The organism is Flavobacterium sp. KH_001 (genome assembly GCF_057840745.1).
On record NZ_CM174520.1, the window covers coordinates 1,189,845 to 1,207,054 of the forward strand.

Annotated in this window: 15 protein-coding genes; 7 read left to right on the forward strand and 8 right to left on the reverse strand. The window is 34.1% G+C overall.

Features of this window, described 5'->3' with window-relative positions:
• The first annotated feature begins 3 nt into the window (after positions 1-3).
• Together lolB1 and AC3ITQ_RS05325 are read left to right on the forward strand one after the other, a co-directional pair.
• Complete coding sequence (lolB1, locus tag AC3ITQ_RS05320; RefSeq protein ID WP_489237115.1) at positions 4-783, forward strand: lipoprotein insertase outer membrane protein LolB1; 780 nt, start codon at positions 4-6, stop codon at positions 781-783.
• Positions 784-806: 23 nt separating this feature from the next.
• Entirely contained in the window at positions 807-2,060 is a 1,254-nt protein-coding gene (locus tag AC3ITQ_RS05325; RefSeq protein WP_489237116.1) for a murein hydrolase activator EnvC family protein, read from the forward strand.
• A gap of 28 nt (positions 2,061-2,088) precedes the next feature.
• Here the strand turns inward: AC3ITQ_RS05325 and AC3ITQ_RS05330 are convergent, their stop codons facing one another.
• The 4 genes from AC3ITQ_RS05330 to AC3ITQ_RS05345 all read right to left on the reverse strand — a co-directional run bounded on the left by AC3ITQ_RS05330 (position 2,089) and on the right by AC3ITQ_RS05345 (position 6,214).
• Positions 2,089-3,036 (reverse strand): transglutaminase family protein, encoded by a 948-nt coding sequence (locus tag AC3ITQ_RS05330; RefSeq protein WP_489237117.1) that lies wholly within the window; start codon positions 3,034-3,036, stop codon positions 2,089-2,091.
• Positions 3,037-3,040: 4 nt separating this feature from the next.
• Positions 3,041-3,994, reverse strand: a complete 954-nt coding sequence (locus AC3ITQ_RS05335) for an alpha-E domain-containing protein (RefSeq protein WP_375030902.1) — start codon at positions 3,992-3,994, stop codon at positions 3,041-3,043.
• Positions 3,995-4,027: 33 nt separating this feature from the next.
• Entirely contained in the window at positions 4,028-5,464 is a 1,437-nt protein-coding gene (locus AC3ITQ_RS05340) for a circularly permuted type 2 ATP-grasp protein (protein WP_489237118.1), read from the reverse strand.
• 330 nt (positions 5,465-5,794) lie between these two features.
• Positions 5,795-6,214, reverse strand: coding sequence for a CBS domain-containing protein (locus tag AC3ITQ_RS05345; RefSeq protein WP_489237119.1), 420 nt, complete (start codon positions 6,212-6,214; stop codon positions 5,795-5,797).
• A 219-nt stretch (positions 6,215-6,433) separates the two neighbouring features.
• On the opposite strand from AC3ITQ_RS05345, the gene rbfA reads away from it, so the two are divergent.
• The 4 genes from rbfA to AC3ITQ_RS05365 all read left to right on the forward strand — a co-directional run bounded on the left by rbfA (position 6,434) and on the right by AC3ITQ_RS05365 (position 10,291).
• On the forward strand, positions 6,434-6,826 hold the full coding sequence (gene rbfA / locus AC3ITQ_RS05350) for a 30S ribosome-binding factor RbfA (protein ID WP_007808467.1): 393 nt from the start codon (positions 6,434-6,436) through the stop codon (positions 6,824-6,826).
• Between the two features lies 1 nt (position 6,827).
• Complete coding sequence (locus AC3ITQ_RS05355) at positions 6,828-8,027, forward strand: ABC transporter permease (protein WP_489237120.1); 1,200 nt, start codon at positions 6,828-6,830, stop codon at positions 8,025-8,027.
• Positions 8,028-8,196: 169 nt separating this feature from the next.
• Positions 8,197-9,624, forward strand: a complete 1,428-nt coding sequence (locus AC3ITQ_RS05360) for an MATE family efflux transporter (RefSeq protein ID WP_489237121.1) — start codon at positions 8,197-8,199, stop codon at positions 9,622-9,624.
• Positions 9,625-9,688: 64 nt separating this feature from the next.
• Entirely contained in the window at positions 9,689-10,291 is a 603-nt protein-coding gene (locus tag AC3ITQ_RS05365; protein ID WP_489237122.1) for an N-acetylmuramoyl-L-alanine amidase family protein, read from the forward strand.
• A 49-nt stretch (positions 10,292-10,340) separates the two neighbouring features.
• Here the strand turns inward: AC3ITQ_RS05365 and dusB are convergent, their stop codons facing one another.
• Entirely contained in the window at positions 10,341-11,333 is a 993-nt protein-coding gene (dusB, locus tag AC3ITQ_RS05370; protein ID WP_489237123.1) for a tRNA dihydrouridine synthase DusB, read from the reverse strand.
• Between the two features lie 234 nt (positions 11,334-11,567).
• Between dusB and AC3ITQ_RS05375 the strand changes: the two genes are divergently transcribed.
• Positions 11,568-12,665: a hypothetical protein gene (locus tag AC3ITQ_RS05375; protein ID WP_489237124.1), complete on the forward strand. Its 1,098-nt coding sequence runs from the start codon at positions 11,568-11,570 to the stop codon at positions 12,663-12,665.
• 59 nt (positions 12,666-12,724) lie between these two features.
• On the opposite strand, the gene flxY is transcribed toward AC3ITQ_RS05375, so the two are convergent.
• The 3 genes from flxY to AC3ITQ_RS05390 are packed head-to-tail and all read right to left on the reverse strand — an operon-like array spanning position 12,725 to position 17,209.
• Entirely contained in the window at positions 12,725-14,023 is a 1,299-nt protein-coding gene (gene flxY / locus AC3ITQ_RS05380; RefSeq protein WP_489237125.1) for a flexirubin biosynthesis putative acyl-CoA ligase FlxY, read from the reverse strand.
• Positions 14,020-15,684, reverse strand: coding sequence for a C45 family autoproteolytic acyltransferase/hydrolase (locus AC3ITQ_RS05385; protein ID WP_489237126.1), 1,665 nt, complete (start codon positions 15,682-15,684; stop codon positions 14,020-14,022). Before AC3ITQ_RS05385 ends, flxY begins: the two co-directional genes overlap by 4 nt.
• A 7-nt stretch (positions 15,685-15,691) precedes the next feature.
• Positions 15,692-17,209 (reverse strand): phytoene desaturase family protein, encoded by a 1,518-nt coding sequence (locus tag AC3ITQ_RS05390; RefSeq protein ID WP_489237127.1) that lies wholly within the window; start codon positions 17,207-17,209, stop codon positions 15,692-15,694.
• Position 17,210 lies beyond the last annotated feature (1 nt).

Here is a 17,210-nt window from a genome sequence, read left to right on the forward strand (position 1 = left end):
AAAATGAAAAAATATATAGCATTAGTATTGCTGTCGGTTTTTGTGATTTCATGTAAATCGAAAGCCGTCGCAGTACAAAACACAGACAAAACGGTAGAAGCACCAAAAGAAGATAAAAAAGCAATTTCAAAACATTACGACAATAAATTAGATTTCAAAACATTAAATATAAAGGCAAGTGCTAAATATGAAGATGAAAAACAAAGTCAGAATGTAACTGCAGATATTAAAATTGAAAGAGACAAGCAAATTTTAGTAAGCGTTCGTTTTCTTGGAATCACAATGGCAAAGGCCTTGATTACGCCGACTACAGTAAGTTACTATGAAAAAATAAAAGGAACTTATTACGAAGGTGATTTTACAAGTTTAAGCAAATGGCTGGGAACTGAATTGGATTATAGTAAAGTTCAAAATTTATTAGTTGGAGAAGCTTTAGATGATTTAAGAAAAGGAAAATACACACAGACAATTGTAGAAAATCTTTTCAGGTTAGAAGATGAAAAAGAAGCAAAAATAAAAAAGGCATTCTATTTAGACTCTGAAAAATATCTGATTCAAAAAGAAGAGATTTCGCAACCTGCAGAAAACAGAATGTTAGCAATAAAATATTCTGATAGTAAAACTTTTGATCAGGGAATACTACCAACCAAAATCGAAATTAATGCTGTTCAGCCAAAAGGGAAGACCGATATTAATTTGGAATATAATAACATTACGTTTAATGAAGAACTTTCTTTTCCATATAGTGTTCCAAGTGGGTATAAAAAAGTTATAATTAATTAAATTTGCAAAAAGAAAAAAGAAACATGCCAAAATTTCTCCTCAGCCTAATTTTTATTTGTGCCACAACTTTTATGTGGGCGCAGGATTCGCAACAAGAAAAACTGGAGCAGCGAAAAGCTCAAATCCAGCAGGAAATTAGAGACAATGAAAAAATGCTGCAGTCTGTAAAGAAAAAAGAAAAGTCGGCTGTAAATGTCTTTTTAATTCAGGCAAATAAAATTAAACTGAAAGAAAAGCTAATCAATACGACCGCAAAGCAGGAGAGACTTTTAAGCAATGACATGTATATTAATCAGGTTCAGGTTAATAAGTTAAAAAAAGAATTGAAAGTATTAAAAGAAGATTATGCAAAAATGATCTTGAAATCATACAAAAGCCGTTCAGAGCAAAGTAGAGCAATGTTTATTTTGTCTTCTGAAAGTTTTTTGCAAGCTTATAAAAGAGCACAGTATTTAAAACAATATACTAATTTCAGAAAAAACCAAGGTTTAGAAATTCAATCTAAAACAGCTCAGTTGGTTGATTTCAATGCAAAATTGGATGGGCAAAGACAGGTCAAGAAAAAAATTATTGCTGAAAATCAAAAGGAAAAGCAAAGCTTGGAAATTGAAAAGAAGGAACAGCAAAAATTGGTTAATTCAATCAAAAAAGATAAAAATAAAATTATTGCTGATACCAGAGCTAAACAAGCAGAAGCAAAAAGAATCGACAGACAAATCGATCGTTTGATACGTGAAGCCATTGCCGAAGCAAATAGAAAAGCTGCTGCAGAAAGAGCAAAAGAAAATCCGGGATCGACGGCATCTACTGCTCCGGTTTCCTCTTCAAAAATTGCTTTAACACCAGAAGGAAAAATCCTTGCTGCTGACTTTAAAGCCAACCGAGGAAAATTGCCTTGGCCAGTTGAAAAAGGATTTATTTCATTAGGATATGGTGATCAGCCACACCCGCTTCATCCGTCAATTACAGTACACAATTCTGGAGTTGAGATTACAACAGAGCAAGGTGCAACAGCACGTGCCGTTTTTGAAGGGACGGTTTCAAGTGTTATTGTTTTATCTCCAATTAACAGAGCAGTTATGATTCAGCATGGAGATTATTTCACTGTGTATCAAAACTTAAGTCAGGTATTTGTGGAAAAAGGCGATAAAGTAAGTATCAAACAAAGTCTCGGAAAAGTAAGAACCAGTGGTGATACCGGAAAAACAGTAATTAAGTTTTTGATTCTTCAAAATACATCAAATAACAATCCGGAAGGATGGTTACAAAACAGATAATAAAAAAGGGAGCTATGAGCTCCCTTTTTTATTGTTGTTGCTGTTGTAAATGATCCATATAATCGAGTTGCTCCTGAACGCGTGATGAAACTTCCTGAAGTTTGACATCATTAATTTCTTCGAACTGTCTTCCGTCTTCATAACCAATCGAAACACAAACGGAAAGAGTCTGTCTCGCTAATCCTTTAAAAGTTCCTTTAATGGGTGTACAATCACTAAAATTTCTTCCAACAGAAAGACGAACATGATTGTCCATTGTCCAGATATTATTCGTCGGATCAAGACCTAACCAACCTTGCTTTGGTGTATAAATTTCTACCCAGGCATGTGTTGCGCCCTCACCTCGAAGTCCGCTTTCATTGGGGCAAATGTAACCACTAACATAACGAGATGGAATTCCGGCGGTACGTAAAAGCTGTAAAAGAATATGAGCAAAATCCTGACAGACTCCTTTTTTTAGCGTTAGAATTTCATCAACGGTTGTTTCAATATTGGTAATTCCTTTAGTGTAAATGAAATTATCATAAACGTAAGCATTGCATTGTTGCGCTATTTCAATTATGGATTTGTCTTCAATCTTGATTTTTTTCAATATAGCTTCAATTTCATTTTGTTTCTGAATATCATCCAGATAACAAAGACGCAGTAGCATAATTCTTTTTTCTTTTTCTGTCTGAATATCTTCCACGGAAGTGGCATCAATCTCCGGAATTTTAAGAGAATGATTCACCCGAACCAACATTCGGGATTCAATTATCATTTCGGTATGAGCCCCCAAAACATTGAAATTGCCAACTCGATTTCCATAATAATCTTCAGAAATCTCGACATCAGGATTGTGTGTAATTAAGAGCTGATATTGCAATACTTCCTGATTTTCAAAATGATGTGGGAATAGCCGGATTTCATTAATACTTTCTTTTATAGGATGATTATATTGATATTTTGTAAGGTGAACTATTTTGAAAACCGCCATAATTTTAAGTATAAGAAAAGAATAATTTTGAAAAATCTGTTGAAAATTGAATGAGCTGGTTTTTGGTATTTCGCAAGACTTCTTCTAATTCCTGATTAGTCAAATGTTGATAATCTGTATAGGCAACATAACTTTTCAATCGGCCAAACTGGTTCATTAAAGTACGTGCTTCACTCAGATCATTATCTTTGAAAAGACAGTTTAAATAGGTGTTTATAAAGTCTAAAGTATAAATTACAGAATGAGCAAAATCCATATTAAAAATAACCTGATGCACTACTTTTCGATTGTGCGAAATGTTGCTGTAACTTTTGAGATATAATTCATATCCGGACAGAGACAGCAATAAACGGCGCCAATACATTAAATCTTCTTCGCCTTCGAGATTATAATTAATAGGGGCAAAGTAAGCTTGTGTCATCGAAATGGTTTGTAAACATCTTTCGATATGTTTGCCAATGCTCGAAAAACACCAGCCCAAACCTCTTGGCATTGTAACCTGAAGGATTCCGTTATAAAGCAATAAATCTTTATTGAGTTTGGTAATAATTTTTAGTGCGTCAGTGGTTTCCAGTTTTTTTGGAAGATCTGGCGAGTTCATATAATGATACATCGAATTGATATGTTCCCACAATTCTTTGGTGATTTTATCCTGAGAACCGCGGGCATTTTCACGAGCTTTCACTACTAAATTTTTAACCGAATTATCATTTTGGTTGTCACAGATAATATATTTCAGCACATAAGTGGTGTCATATTGTATCGCATGAATTTTATCTTTGGACAAATTGGTATAATATTCCAATAACGGTTTGTATCCCTGAGAATCATTAATTTCTTTATCAAAAGATAAAATATAAGAAGTGTTCAGAGTAAGCAACATTCCATCTGTACGTTCCATGTATCGGTTGAGCCAAAACATTCCGTCGGCAACCCGGCTAAGCATATTTACTCCCATTTTTGAATGTTTTTTGAGGTTAGAAAAAGTAATTTATTTTATAATCCAGGTGTCTTTACTTCCGCCGCCTTGAGAGGAATTAACGACTAAAGAACCTTCCGTTAAGGCAACTCGTGTTAATCCTCCGGGAACAATTTGAATTCCTTTTGGTCCGCATAATGCATAAGGTCTCAAATCGACGTGACGTAATTTTAGTTCACCATCAATCAAACATGGAACAGTACTTAATTGGATTATAGGCTGTGCAATAAAATTTCGAGGCGTTTTGGTAATCGCAATTTTGGCTTCGTCCATTTCTTCCTGCGTTGCTTTATTGCCCATTATCATTCCGTAGCCACCGCTTTGATTGGTTTCTTTAATAACCATTGTTTCCATATTGGCAAAAACGTGTTCGCGTTCGTTTAAATTTTCCATTCTGTATGTTGGAACATTTTTCAGAATTGGTTCTTCGTTTAGGTAATATTTAATCATATCCGGAACGTAGGCATAAATGGCTTTATCATCAGCAACACCATTTCCGACAGCATTTACCAAGGCAACATTTCCTTGTCGATACGCGCTGATTAATCCCGGAACACCAAGTGCGCTGTCGGGTTTAAAAACCAAAGGATCAAGATATTCATCGTCTAAACGGCGATAAATAACATCGACTTGCTGTAAACCAGAAGTGGTTTTCATATAAACACGATTATTATTAACAACCAAATCTCTTCCTTCAACTAAGGGAATTCCCATTTGACGTGCCAAATAAGTGTGTTCGTAATAAGCTGAATTATAAACGCCGGGTGTCATTAAAACCACATTTGGATTAGAAACATTTCTCGGCGAAAGCGAAACCAAAATGCTGTGAAAAATCATTGGATAATTACTGACCATACTTACATGGTTTGACGAAAGCATATCCGGAAAAATACGTTTGGTAATTTCCCGATTTTCCAGCATATAACTGACACCGCTCGGACACCGGAGATTATCTTCCAAAACATAAAATTCACCTTTTGATCCTCGAATCAAATCAATTCCCGCAATGTGAACATGGATATTATGAGGTACTTTTATTCCCTGAACTTCCTGTATATAATGTGGGCATGAAGCGATTAGACCTGCTGGAATAATACCTTCTTTTATAATATTCTGTTCGTTATAAATATCTTCTAAAAATAAATTCAAAGCCATTAAACGCTGTTTGATCCCTGACTCTACTTCGAGCCAGTCTTTTTGTGTAATGATCCTCGGAATAATATCAAACGGGAAGATTCGTTCAATTCCATTATCATCATCACTATATACGGTAAAGGTAATTCCCTGATTCATGAACAAGTCAGAAGCCTGTTGTTGCTTGTTGGTTAAATTTTTATGACTTAAACTTTGTAAAGTTTTAAAAACCTGACTGTAGGAATCCCTAACACCTTCTTTGGAAAACATTTCATCCCATCCACTATGATTTAAACTTGGTGCTAATTTCGCCATACTCTAATTATTAAATAAACTGAATTATAGACTTTTTAATAAAAAATATTCATTTTTTAATCTAAAATACGATTTTATTTTTCTTTAAAGTTTGCAATCAATTTGAATTTTGTAATTTATGTAAAATTCATTTTTTGAAGTTTTTATTTTGAAAATATGACTTTTTAGAGGTACGTTTTTTTGATATTTCGTAGCGAAGAAAATGTGAATTAAGAAGAAAGAGAGCTGTTAATCAGTTTTTTGAATAAAAAAAGGAGCAATTTGAGCTCCCTTTAATTAATTCGTGAACTCCAAAGATTGGAATTTGGAATTTAAAATTTGAAAATTATTTTAGTCATATTGCTCTAAAAAATATTTCACAACATCGGTTGTCGTTACAATTCCTTTAAGTTCGCCATTGTCAACAACAGGTAAAGCATGAAAATCTTCTTTGGCAAAAATTTCAGCCAGATCTCTAATTATAGTATCTGATGAAACTGTCTTGGGTTTTGAAGTCATGACTTGTGAAATAGTCAGCATATCCAGAATGGCTTCATCTGCACCTTCCTGTCCTTCAAACAAAGCTCCAAAAGTCAATCGGTTAATATCAGTTCGGCTAATAATCCCAACAACTTCTTTCCCTTTCACAATCGGAATGTGGCGAATCGTATTTTTCTTTAGCTTCTCAACAACTTTTTTAAGATCATCATTGTCGTTTGCAGTCACTACGGTTTTGGTCATAATATGACTGATTGGTTCTCTTTTTTTCATAATTGATTTGTTAATATGGTTCTATCAAATATGTAGAATATTTCCAATAAAAAATATGACTTTTATCAGCATTGGGACCTCAGAAGAATGAGCTTATTTCTTGGGTTTTCATCAAAAAAAGAACCAAAGTTGAAGGTAAAAGAGGTAAGAATGTAAAAATCATTCTATTGTTCAATGGAAATTGTATCGAGTGAAATTTAAAAATAGTATTTTTGCACTATGGAAACAAATAGACAGAAAAAAATAGGCGGTGTCATCCAAAAAGATTTGGTTGATATTTTGCAAGGTGAAGTGCGAAAAAACGGAATTAATAATTTGGTAATTTCCGTATCCAAAGTTAGCGTTACATCAGATTTATCTGTGGCAACAGTATATTTAAGCATTTTTCCACAAGAAAAAGCAAAGGAAACGTTAGAAGGTATCAAATCGAATACAACCTTAATTAAACACGATTTGTCACAACGTGTTCGTTTGCAATTGCGTCGTGTACCAAACCTGGTATTTTTTATCGATGATTCATTAGATTATATCGAAAAAATTGACAACGCTTTATCAAACAGAGAAAACCCAATTGAAAACCGTGATCTTTTAGAAAAAAGAAGAAAATCATAAGTTGAATTTCCCCCTTTACATAGCCAAACGTTACATTTTTAGCAGAAGTAAAAACAATGCTATCAATATTATTAATCGCATTGCCAGCATGGGAATTATTGTTGGCACAATGGCTTTGTTTGTGGTTTTGTCTGTTTTTAGCGGACTAAAAGTATTCAGCCTCTCCTTCACTAATGAAATTGATCCGGATTTAAAAATTACGAGTACATTTGGAAAATCTTTTTTCATTACACCGGATCAGGAAAGTAAAATTAAAAAAATAGAAGGCGTTGCTTCGTATACCAAAATTATCGAAGAACGTGTTTTGTTTTTATTTAAAGACAAACAACAAGTTACTTATCTAAAAGGAGTTGACAGTCTTTATCCAGTTGTAAACGATATCAGGAAAAAACTTTTTAACGGTCAATGGGTAAAACCGGATACTTATCAGGTTGTCGTTGGTTACGGAATTGCCAGAGATTTTTCGATGGGAGTTTTAGATTTCGAAAATCCATTGCAGATATTCGCACCAAAACCCGGAAAAGGGGCTTTTGAAAATCCGGAAGAAGCTTTTAATAAAACCGATGTTTTGCCTGTCGGAATTTATTCGATTAGTGAAGATTTAGATTCGAAATATGTTTTTGCCGATTTAAGTTTGGCACAAGAATTATTAATGTACAAACCCAATCAGGTTTCGGGAGTAGAATTCAAATTAAAAGAAAATGCCAATGAAGATGCTATAAGATCTCAACTTCAAAGTATTTTCAAAAATAAAATCACAATCAAAAACAGAGCGCAATTGAACGAGTCCTTATATAAGATGCTCAACACTGAAAATATTGCGGTTTATTTGATTTTTACGTTGGTCATTATTGTTGCACTTTTTAATCTGGTTGGTGCTTTAATTATGATGATTTTAGATAAAAAAGGAAATCTAAAAACCCTTTTCAATCTTGGTACAGAAATTAAAAGCCTTCGAAAAATATTCATGCTTCAGGGAACTTTGTTAAGTGTTTTCGGTGGAATTATAGGTCTTGCTCTTGGAATTATTATGGTTGTTTTACAACAAAAATACAACCTGATTATGTTGACACCAACTTTGGCATATCCTGTCGTTTTTACTTTAGAAAACGTACTTATCGTGATGGCAACAATCGTTTCACTTGGTTTTCTGGCGTCCTTAATTGCCAGTAGCAGAGTGAGTAAAAAGCTGTTAGAATAATATTTCTTCTTAAAAAATATTACCTATATTTATTGTCTTAAAAATCTACAGCATATGATTGTTTCTGCCTAATCCTATTTTATTTTTTTAATAATTAGGATACCTCCGTTTTTTTCTCGTGTTCAGATAATTCAATCTGGACCAATTTTATCATTTATCCTAATATATCATGACAGAAACAACAATACAAAAAAGTTTTTTTTCTAAAATTTTTACCACTTTAAAACAAGCTATAAAAGGCGACGAATCTTTTGATTACACTGCCGGAAGCATTAAAAAAGCCGTTATTCTATTGGCCATTCCGATGGTTTTAGAAATGATGATGGAATCGGTTTTTGCTTTAGTCGATTTATATTTCGTTGGCCATTTGAAGCACTCCAGTTTTGCCATTCAAACCGTTGGTTTAACTGAATCGGTTTTGACAATTATATATTCTTTAGCAATCGGAATGAGTATGGCAGCGACAGCTGTTGTAGCGCGGCGCATTGGCGAAAAAGATCCAATCGCTGCTGCAAAAGCCGGAATGCAGGCTATTATTATTGCTTGTGCAGTTAATAGCGTAATGAGTGTTCTGGGTGTTATCTATGCTAAAGATATACTGATTTTGATGGGAGCATCTGTTGAAGCCGCCGAACACGGTTTCAGATTTACACAAATCATGATCGGAAGCAGTTTATGTATTATGCTTTTGTTCCTGATTAACGGAATTTTCAGAGGTGCTGGAAATGCCGCAATTGCAATGAAAAGTTTGTGGCTAGCCAACATTTGCAATATTATTTTATGCCCAATTTTGATTAACGGGTTAGGACCTATTCCGGCTTTTGGATTAGTGGGTGCTGCTTTGGCAACAACCTTGGGAAGAAGCATTGGAGTATTATACCAAGTATATCATTTGTTTTTTGGTAATGGCGTTTTGAGAATTTATGTCTCTTACTTTATTCCGGATTTTAAGCAGATAAAAGCTTTGGTGAAAATTGCAGCTCCTGGAATTTTACAATTCGTAATAGCGTCATGCAGTTGGATTTTTCTGGCGCAATTGGTTGCTACTACGGGTGGTGATCATGGTTCTGCAGGTTACCAGACCGCATTGAGAATTATGATGTTTTTTATCCTTCCGGCATGGGGGTTAAGTAATGCAGCCGCGACTTTAGTTGGACAGAATTTAGGTGCAAAACAAATTGAACGTGCTGAAAAATCAGTATATACAACAGCAAGATACAATGTCATTTTTATGGCGACCATCATGGTTATTACATTAGTTTTTGGAAAGTACATTATATCGTTTTTCACGAATGATGAAATGGTAAGAGTAGTAGCCGTTGAAGCATTACAGATTATGAGTGTTGGATTTGTTTTCTACGGAATCGGAATGGTTTTGATCAATACATTCAATGGAGCAGGAGATACCTGGACACCAACAGGAATAAATTTTTTCGGATTTTGGTTGTTCCAAATTCCTTTAGCTTATGTATTGGCAAAGCATTTTCATATGGGACCAACAGGTGTTTTTATTGCGATTCCAGTTGCAGAAACTGCTATTACTTTAGCAGGGATTGTCCTTTATAAGAGAGGAAAATGGAAACGCATTCAGGTCTAGGTTTTTTTTGTACAATATTTCTTAAAAAATATCGTTGATTATTAATAACCAAAAACAAATTGATATGAAAACTAAGATTAAAGTACTGGTAATTTTGAGTGCAGCCGTGTTTGGACTTTTTGCTTTTAAGTCATTAGATACTAAAAAGTTAATCGTTATTGATGCCGGTCATGGTGGAGATGATCATGGCACAACTATAAATGGTTTGCAGGAGAAAATAATAGTAGAGACAATTGCTAAAAAAATTAAAGCTCAAAATAAGAGTGACAATCTAGAAATTGTCTTGCTTCGTGATGGAGATCATTCGATGGAATTATCTGAAAGAGTTTCAATTATAAACAATCTAAATCCGAGTTTAGTGATTTCAGTGCACATTAATGCTTCCAGAGATGTGACTAAAAATGGAGTAGATGCCTATATTTCTTCAAAAACAGTATTTTACAATCAATCAAAAGAAAATGCTGAAGCTATAATGGAAAAAATTGGAACTGAATTTTTGGTAAAAGGAACAGTAAAAGAAGCCCCATTTTATATTCTAAAAAATTCGAATTGTCCGGCAGTGACTTTAGAAATAGGATATTTGTCTAATCAAAACGATAGAAATTACATAAGCAGTGAAAAAGGGCAGGACGAAATTGCCGCCAAAATACTAGAAGCTGTAAAGTAAAAAATACTTAAATAAAAAGACCTTCAATCGAAGGTCTTTTTTTATGTTTTTAAGCAAATTCATATCCGGCATAAACCTGTTCGATTTCTTTCATAACGGCAAACAAATCTTCAGGTGCATCGGTTGTAACTAATTTTTGTTTGTATTCTTTAAACGAATGAATTCCTTTGAAATAATTGGTATAATGACGGCGCATTTCTACAATTCCCAAGCGTTCGCCTTTCCATTCCATTGACCACATTAAATGATTTCTGGCAGCTTCTACACGATCAATAACTGTTGGAGCAGGTAAGTGTTCTCCGGTTTTAAAGAAATGCTTTATTTCATTAAAAATCCAGGGATAACCAATTGCAGCACGACCAATCATGATACCATCGATTCCATATTCATTTTTATATTTTAATGCTTTTTCAGGGCTGTCGATATCGCCATTTCCAAAAATAGGCATTGTAATTCTAGGGTTGTTTTTTACACGTGCAATGTGCGACCAATCAGCGTGGCCTTTGTACATTTGAGCACGGGTTCTGGCGTGAATAGTCAAAGCCTGAACTCCAATATCCTGAAGTCTTTCAGCAACTTCATCAATATTGATAGAGCTATCGTCCCAGCCTAAACGCGTTTTTACAGTAACAGGTAAATCGGTACTTCTAATAACGGCTTTTGTTAAACGCACCATCAAATCGACATCTTTCAGAACGCCGGCTCCGGCTCCTTTACAAACTACTTTTTTTACCGGACATCCAAAATTGATATCCACTAAATCTGGTTTTACGGTAGAAACAATTTTAGACGAAAGCGCCATTGCTTCTTCATCTCCACCAAAAATCTGAATTCCAACCGGACGTTCGTAATCAAAAATATCCAGCTTCATTCGACTTTTGATAGCATCACGAATTAATCCTTCCGACGAAATAAATTCAGAATACATTAGGTCAGCGCCATGCGTTTTGCATAATCTGCGAAACGGCGGATCGCTCACGTCTTCCATCGGTGCTAGTAATAAAGGAAATTCGGGTAATTCTATGTTGCCAATCTTGACCATCTTCAATATTTTGTGCAAAATTACAACTTTTTAATCGAATTTATGCAATCGAAGATTTAAAGAGCAGAAAGGCAGTGGTTTAGGTATTTTGTGTTTTTAAAGAGAGTAAATTTTTCAAACAGACATAAAGTAAAAATATTAGTACGAGATTAAATAATAATGTAGTATTTGTATTAAAATTATGTATATATTTGACAATATATGTTATAAAAACCCTAAATCTAATCAAAAACTATGAGAAAAGTAACACTTTTTATGATGTCATTTATTGTTTTAACATTCTTTTCATGTTCGGAAGAAACCATGAAACAAAATGATGAGACTGCAGTGGTAAAAAATACTGCAAGTACAAAAAAAATAGCATCCGAAGATTGCGGTACACCTACCCAAATTGCCGTAGCTAATGATTTATACAATTGTTTTGGACTGGCGTTCTCTGTAAGTGAAGGCCTGGGAAATGAACAATTAGATAATTATGTACTATATAACAGATACATTAAAGACAGTATATTTAAAGAAGATAATTCCAGTAAAGCAACGAAAGTTATCTATTGGAATAATGTAACGGATTATAATAATCGAAATTTTGTAGGAGTTGAGCACGCAGCAGTTATTTCAAGTGGAAATACTGTATATTCTAAACAAGGTGCTGGTGGTGCTCTGTTTAGAAATTGTATCGACTATTATTATATACCAGGCAGAGTTCTTTACCATAGAACTTATGCTTTAAATATGGATTTGAATAAGCCCGCTGTTGCTCCTAAAAGGAATGAAACTTTTACTGTTTCGCTTAAACATTTTTCATCAGAATTACCGACAATTTACACTTGGGATTATGATCATGACAATTTAGAACAAGTTTCTTATCAGGGAACTGGATTTGGAATTACACTAAAAGTGAAAACTAATGCCGTTGCAAAGAGCTATAGTGTTACTTTAAAAGCAACACATCAAAGAGGTGTAATATTCAATACTACCTCACTTCCGAAAGAAATTACTAATTTATATAGCTTTAGTCTGGCTTCAATTACACCTACAGCTAGTTTTACAGGTTCAAGCTATGTAACAAAAACTTCGATGGGTTCTTGGACAGGAACAGCTTCTGGAGGAACTGGTTCTTATACTTATAGCTGGTGGATTAAGCGTCAGCAGGATCCAGATTCATTCTATCTTCAAATAGGTACGGGGTCTGAATTATATTTATTGACGAAAACATCAATAAAATCAACTTATTATAATTTATATCTGAGAGTTGTAGATTCTAATGGTCAGTCATTCTCAACTCAACCGCAGGTAGTTCAATCTACCGGAGTATTAGAAGAAGCTCTTTAGTCATAAAAAAATCAATGAAAAGCCTAGTTGTTAAACTAGGCTTTTTTATGTAAATATTTTTAAACAGTCGTTTTTCTATAGTCAAAAAACCGAATTGGTTTTCTACTCATCGGATTAAAAACTAAGGGATTTAAAGTTTCTTTTGAGGCGAATTCTATTTTTGGAGTAACTCGTAATTTGGCTCTGAAATGATCTTTGATTTCCTGAAGAAATTCAGGTGTTTGATTTTTTACGGCAATTTTTATCAGAATTTCATCTGTACCTAAATCATTGGTAGAAATCTCAATAATATGATTTTCGATATTGTCAAAGCCACTCAGGACATCATTCATCGCTGGTGGATAAAGTGTTGTTCCTTTGTATTTAATCATTTGCTTTTTGCGACCAATTACGGGACCAACACGCAAAGTATTTCTTCCGCAGGAGCATGGTTCGTTGTGAAGCTGCACAATATCGCCTGTTTTAAAACGTAATAAGGGCATGGCTTCAATTCCTAAAGTGGTAAAAGTCAATTCGCCAACTTCGCCATTTTTTACTGGCATATTATTTTCGTCAAGGACTTCGATAATAATTAATTCCGGATGATGATGACCGCCAATTCCGTGTTCGCATTCGGTAAATGCAGTGCTCATTTCGGTTGAAGCATAAGTTGAAAACAACTTAATATTCCATTTTTCTATGATTTTTTTGGATAAAGTATTCATCGAAAAATCTTCATTTCGTAAAGATTCTCCAATGCAAATAGCACCTTTTATGCTTGAATTATTATAATCAATTCCGTGGATCTCGGCATATTCAATTAATTTCAAAAGAAAAGACGGAACCGTAATTAAATAAGAAGGTTTGTATTTTAGAATTGAATCCCATTGCAATTCCGGAATTCCGGCTCCAACTCGGATAACGCCAACTTTCAATTTTCGTAAGCCTAGAAAATATGCCAAACCCGCCATAAATTTTCTATCGATTGTCGTCATTAACTGCACGACATCACCTTCTGCAATTCCGGCGCAGGCAAACGAAATAGCTTCATTATAAGCCAATCGATCTAAATCAGAATCGGTTAAGCCAAAAGTGACCGGATCACCTAATGTCCCTGAAGTCGAGGCATAGTCAATAATTTTATGTTGTGGCACACACAAAAAATCATCATTATATTTTTGTAAATCTTCTTTTGTTGTTATGGGTAAATATTGTAAATCTTCGAGCGTTTTTATAATCGAAATATTAATATTTCTTCCGGCAAAAAGACGTTTATAAAAAGGGGAATTCTCACTGATATAGGTTAAAAGTTCCGCTAATTTTTGTTCCTGAAAAATTTTAATTTCGTCTAAAGAATCTTTTTCTATTGCTGGAATCATTGTAATTTTCTTTTGAGTTTTTTTAAATATTTTTCAATTTTTGCTTTTTCAGGAGCGGTAGTAATTTCTTTGTTCAGGGCTTTTTCAAAATTAACCTGAGCAGCGCGGAATTCTTTTTTTTGATAAAAGTACAACCCTGCTTTGTAATATACAACCCAATAATCCGGGTTTAAAGATTGATAATGCTGAATAAAGTTAGATGAAATAGTTTCTTTCTTTTTCAGATACAAATCAAATTGATGATTTTCAGCTTTGAATTTTTTAAAATTTTGAAAAGCTTCAGTGGTTATAAATGGATCTTTAGCAAAATTTAAATTTTCCTCTTCGAATGAAACAGCAAAATTTGATTTTCTGTTAAAAATAGAATCTAAGTTATAACAAACAAATTCTCCCAGTTGAAACGGGTTTGCCGAAACCCAAACTAATTTTTCTTTTGGTCTAAATATAATTCCGTGATGCGCCAGCAATTGATTCAACGCTTTTTCATTTCCATAACCCAATGATATATCTTTTAAACCTTCTTTATTTCGTAGAATTTCAGAAGCAATTTTCGGATTCATTTTTGGATTTTCATCTAAAAGTTCCTGCATTCTGTCAAAGCGATATTGTGAATGACTGTCTTTAATTTGAATCTGATTTCGTTCATCATTTTTGAAAGCTTCACTCTGAAAATGATTCGAACAAAGTAATTGATTACTGTTAGGAGTATCATAAACGTCTATTTTTTTTGGAGAAACTTCAATTAAAATGGCTTTGTTATCCTGGGCACTTCCAACCATAATCGATTCAGAAACAAAAACTTTTCTTTTCTTAGCTATTGCAATTGCTTCTTCAATAGTTGCAGCATGCTGTAAAATTTCACGGGTCAAAATTGAAATAGGCGTTTTTGCACTCAGCGGAATTTCTGATTTTGATGCATTAATTGTAACCGTCAAACCTTGCTGATTCATTCCGGAAACTGCACCAATCATGCCAGGCCAGGTTACCATCATAAAATTGTAACCTTGTTCCGGTTTTATAAAGGCAATGATTTTATTTTCCGCGAAAGCGTCATTAACGTAAAAGTCAAAATTGCGTCCAAGAATTAAATTTCCATCCTCAGATTTTTCTCCCCAGGCCGCAAAAGACGAACAGCCAACCAAAGCCAAATCCTGCAAGGCATGCCCAATGTCGTGTGCTGCATGCAAATAAAGACCGCGTTGATATTGAGGTGCAATATTGTCAAAATCATGTGAAGTGTATTGTGAAAGCCCGTAAATCTCGGTTTGATATTCTGCCGTAACATTCGAATATAATTTTCGATTGTACCATTTTAAAAATTGCCGCAGTATTTTTTGTTCGAATTTTGACGGAACTAAATCTTTTATTTTTGAGAAAAATATTTGCTGTTGCCGTTGTAAAAGCGAATCAGATAAAGCACCTGTGTTGAGACCAATTTCTAATGGATCGCCTTCAACATATAATTCCCAAAGGCCTTGTTTATTTTTTAAAAGTGAATTTTTTCCGGAGATAAAAACGCTGTCAGAAAATTTGGTTACGACAGGTTTTGTCGCATTATAACTGGAAATATCCGGCTGATGATTTTTTGATTTAGAAGTACCACAGGAAATCAAAATTCCTAAAAAACCGATGAAGAGAAAATATGTAATTCGGTTTTTCATGATTCATTTATTCGGTTGCCTGATTAATTTTCGTAATCAAATATTCTTTTCCAACAATTTCAGAACAGGTCACAACAGCACCAATCGTTACACCCAAAACGCCATGCATATTAATGCTTTGACCTGTCAGATATAAATTTTCTAATTTGGTTTTGGACGGAATCAAAGTCTTCATCGGATTGTTGGAATCTTTTACGTAACCGTACATATTGCCATTATCGCCACCAATATAATCACGATAAGAGAGTGGAGTCGAAGTATAAATCGATTGAATGCAATCTTTAATTTCGGGAAATTTAATTTCAATTTCGGTTAAAAATTTAGCAGCTTTTCTGGCTTTAAATTCTTCATAACTTTCACCGCGGTCATTTTTTTCGACCGTTGTATTAAACGAATTTGCCCAGGGTAAAACATCATCAAATTTCATGTAGGTGATAAAAGTCATTCCATCGGCCCAGATTTCATCTTCCTTAGAAGCATTCATTGAGGCCATATAGGTTTTTGGCCATGAATTTTCATCGTATTCGTGAGCCGTCCAGACTTCACTACTCTTCTTAAAATGATAATAGTTGTGATTAATATATTTGAAGGTTTCCGGTTTAAAAACAATATACAAACTGAAAGCAGAAAGCACGCCCTCTAAACTCTGAATTCTATTGTAAAATGGTTTTCTGAAGTTTTCTTCACCGGCCATTTTCAAAGTAGTCTTTGGTTCGATATTCGAAATGAAATACGTTCCGGAAACCTGGGTTCCGTCTTTCATTTCAACCGAATTTACCTTATGATTTTCAACCTCAAAACGAGTAACTTCTTTGTGTTTGTAAAATTCTCCACCGTGTTTTTTAAGTTGTTTTAAAAGCTGTTTTGTAATTTGACTTCCGCCATTAATACAACGCCAGGAACTCTGGATATAAGAGTTAACAATTAGTGCGTGAACATAGAAAGGGGACTTGTCCGGAATTCCGGCATATAAAAAATTAGAACCCGCTAAAACGGCTTTTAGTTTTTCATTTTGAGTAAACGCATCAATAGTTTCTTTGGCGTTTAAAGTCAAAATTTCGTTGTCGTATTTTCCTTCCCATTCTAAATTATAAAGTGGAAATAAATCACAAATCGATTTTAATTTTTCGCAGTATTTTTCAATATTTTCCTTTTCTTCCGGAAAAGATTTGGCTAGCTGATGTACAAAATTTTCATAACCCTGCGCATGCGGATACTCCGTTTTATCGTCTTCAAAAGAAATAATATCAAAACCATTTTCATCTAATTGCTTTAGATTTAGTTTGTCAATTATTCCTAAATATTTAAAATATTGATGTAGATTTTGGCCTTCGCCGAGACCTCCGATATAGTGAATGCCAGTATCAAAAATAGTTTTGTCCCGAACAAAAGTCTGCAGATTTCCGCCGTACTGATTGTTTTTTTCGAGCACACAAACGCTGTAGCCTTCCTTTGCCAGAATAATAGCCGAAACTAATCCTCCGAGACCACTGCCTACAATTACTACATCGTAATGCTCCTTCATT